The sequence below is a fragment of the Paracoccus sp. (in: a-proteobacteria) genome, from assembly GCF_032007265.1.
Classification (GTDB): Bacteria; Pseudomonadota; Alphaproteobacteria; order Rhodobacterales; family Rhodobacteraceae; genus Paracoccus.
Window position 1 is genome coordinate 1 of the sequence record NZ_DALZMB010000190.1, and the last position, 3,500, is coordinate 3,500.

The 3,500-nt window shown below is 58.7% G+C and carries 2 protein-coding genes; both read right to left on the reverse strand.

Going from position 1 to position 3,500, the window contains the following annotated elements; genetic code table 11:
- Positions 1-173 precede the first annotated feature (173 nt).
- Positions 174-533: a hypothetical protein gene (locus RTS12_RS20420; RefSeq protein WP_312531942.1), complete on the reverse strand. Its 360-nt coding sequence runs from the start codon at positions 531-533 to the stop codon at positions 174-176.
- 389 nt (positions 534-922) lie between these two features.
- Positions 923-3,358, reverse strand: coding sequence for an SGNH/GDSL hydrolase family protein (locus RTS12_RS20425; protein ID WP_312531944.1), 2,436 nt, complete (start codon positions 3,356-3,358; stop codon positions 923-925).
- Positions 3,359-3,500: the final 142 nt, after the last annotated feature.

Consider the following 3,500-nt stretch of genomic DNA (forward strand, 5'->3'; position numbering starts at 1 on the left):
CGCTGTAAGCTCGTTATTTTGGGAGAAGTGACGAGCCAGGCCCCCGTTGTTTTGTGCGCGCATTTCTTACGGGGGCCGTTCAGTGCATCACTGACCAAGCTACGACGACACATCCCGCCATGATCACGCGCACCAGAAACGCGCGTAGCGGGCAGCTTACTTCGGGTCTCGGGTCACGGATTGTCACGGGGCAACCTCCCCCCTCTGATGCGATGCAACAGCACCTCGAAGATGGCCGCGCCAAGCGAGCCGGTCAGATAGGCAGCGGTGCCACCTGCTGCACCTTCAGGGGCGTTGAGTGTTCCGGGCGGCAGGCCGAGCCAGTGGCCAAGCAGCGGCGCGCCTAAACCGCCCAGCCCCGCAGCGATGGCGGCCCCAATGGCGATGTGCCGGATGGCCTCTAGAGCGGTCACCTTGATCACCAGCGCGTTGGTCGCCCCGCCAAGGCCGCCCCAGAGCGCGGCACCCAGCACAGGAATCGCGACGATGGCCGCCTTGATCGAGGCCCAGATCGGTATCGGATCGTCTGTCATTGCGCCTCCTGCGCATGAAATGATGCTTGCGATAGACTGGCCCGTGATTAAGATCGGGGCGTTCACCAAGCTCGGGTCGAACGCGGCCCCTGTCCCTATGCAGTTAGCAGGGGCCGAAACTGGCGCGGGGAGATCTGCTGAGTCCCCGCGTTTTTTGTCCCCCGATCGTGTACAATGAGCGGCCTTGCGTCAGAGAAAGGTCTGACTTGAGGCAATCCAATCTCAGGATAACCTTTCCCAGCATTGCTCCCTCAATGCCTAGCTGCGCCACGCCCTCCCTGGGTAAGACGCAGCCAGCCTGCGCAGGGACGTCGAGTTGGGCCTCCGCGTCCCTGCGCATGGAAAAGCCCACCTGAGGCGGGGTCCATGAAGAATGGTAGCAAACCCACTCAGCCCAACAGCAGCTTGGATACCTCCCGTCCATATCCGGCCAACTCAAGCAACCCGGGGTGATTGATTCTGTTGGCCTCGCAGACATCGCTTGAATGCATTCCGAAGGAACGTAGGTTTGCGCCGGCCGCCAAGTGACCATAGCTCACGAACGGCACCTCGCAGAACTCAGCCGCACCGCGTAGAGCCTCCGTGGTATACTGCCACTCATAATAGTTGCCGTTGCGCGGGCGCGGGCAGTCAAGCACGATGACTTCCTTTCCTGATGCGATCAACTCGTTGATGATAATAACCATCCGTCCCTGCGTCCCGGCGTTGCCTCGCTCGTTCATGCCCAGTCCGACAATTACCAGGTCAGCAACGGTAGCTTTAGCCGCCTCTAGCCATTCTGTCGGGGTGGTGCCAGATACGGCAGCTGCGGTAGCGCGCCCTGACCATCCGAGATTGTCATACCAAAGATCGACGCCAAGTGCGTAACCGGCGCGCTCCAGTGCGGCCACAACCTCCCAGTTGATGCCAATCCGGCTGTGGATCTGCCCCGCGCCATCATCGGCTCGGCCCAACTGGACAGATGTGTAAAGCGGCAACGCATCCACAACTTCGTCTGAATAGCCATCACGCAGGTAATGGTTAGCGTTAGTCAGAGGCGCGGTGGCGTAGTCCCGATTTGCCCCGTTTATCTCGGTGGTTGAAACCGCCCCGCCCTGAATGGCCGTAAGGCTATCGCCAAAACCGAGCATGCGCAGCGGCCGCTGGCCCCGGATCATATGGATGGTTCGCGGGATCAGAGCGCGGTTTCGCGCCCGCTTGACCTCCAGATCTGCGGCGAGATCCGAAATCTCTCCATCGATGACATCATGCACCATGACCGGGGAAACAGTCGCGTCAGTGACCTTGAGCACGGCAATCGGCTTTTGCGACGGCAATGCGGCTTTGGGCTGACTGATCGCATAGCCGACCGTCCGCTCAACACCATTCAACACAGAGAAGGTCGATGCCGCCATGTCAAACACAAGCAAATCATAGCGCGTCATCCCGAAGGCAGGTGGAGAAATCGGCATAACTGCCCCAGTCACACGCCCTCGCCTTACTCCTGATCGCCCAAGCGTAACAGAGGGGAGGATGGTCATAGCATCAACAGCAACTGCGGCATCAATGACGCCAGAACTCACGCCGAGACTAGCCGTCTCTACGATGGTCGATGCACCAACACATAACGACGTCGTTGATGCCGCAGTTGCATCCATAAATGACGAGCTATTTCCACTGGTATTTTCGTAAAACGCCTGTGTCGCAGGATTTTGTACCGCCCCTGGGGCGTGACCCAGTACGCCAACGCCATAAACACCAAGCATACCGCCTTTAGGGACGGTGATAGCAAGGCCGCTAAAGAGGTTCTCCCCGGCCTCCGCAGTGAGCCAAATATCTTCGCCGAACTGATCGCAATATCCAGAGGCATCATCACGCGTAAAGATTTTGACAGCTACTTTGCCCGCAGCTCTGGCGGTCAGTTTTACTGTTCGGATGACACAATCGGCGGCTGCTTTTCCGGCAAAAACAAAGGTTTTATCTTGGACCGGGCTGCTGGGATTGAACGGCATGTTGTAGATGCCAAACTCTTGCGCGACTTGGCTGTCCGTGGATCGCACCACTGTCGACATTTCCAAGCTAAAATTAATGATGCGCGTCGTTGCTGGCGTGGGGTCTGTGAACGCGGCCTCGTTGCCGCTCACCCCCTCAAAAAATCCGATCCCAGTCCCATTCGAGTGGGAGACAATGCCAGGCGCGTAAAAACCCACATAGCAGCCAGCAGGTACATCAAACTCTGCCGGTATAATATTGACCCCCACCTTCGCAGGCACCGGAATATCAGCGCCAATCTGCGAAAAATTATCGCCGTTGCGTGCGAACATTTTGACCAAAACCGTTCCCGCTTCATGCGCATGGAACCGCACCCATGCGGCCCGGTTGGCCACCGAATTGAGACGATCAAACACATAGACACGATCTTGGAGCACAGCGGTTGCCGCACGGTAAAAGCTTGGCGGGCCGATCAAGAGGGGCGTTAGAATACCGCCGATCGCGGATGCGTTGGAAGTCGCTTGACCCATCAGCTCTGCTGCGTCGATGCGCAATGCGACCGACCACTGCGGATAGGTGGAAAAAAGATTGTCTTCACCCGCAGCATTTCCAGGCACGCGGGAGACAAGCGCGCCACCCTCGAGCACTGTGATCGCCCCAAGAGAAACAGGCAGGTTCTCTTGCCCAAAGGCGACCGCCTCGGCGCGGCTGCGGAAGGATTTGCCAGCGTTGGCCAGCACCCCATTCCAAGTTGCCAGAAGCGCGGCGTTAATACCGGCCTCAAGACCGGCCTCTGTGGCAAGCTGATTGGGAGCCGTGCCAGTGACGGCAAGGTCAAAAGTAGGTGCAGGCATGTCGCCCTCTAAATTTATGGGGTGGTGGCCGAGACGCTGGCGGAAAACGCAGAGAGGTTGCCCCACTGGTCGCGAGCGCGCGCAAAATAATAGCGGGTGATCCCGCTACCGAGGCCGGTGTTCCGGCGGGTGATGGTGACGT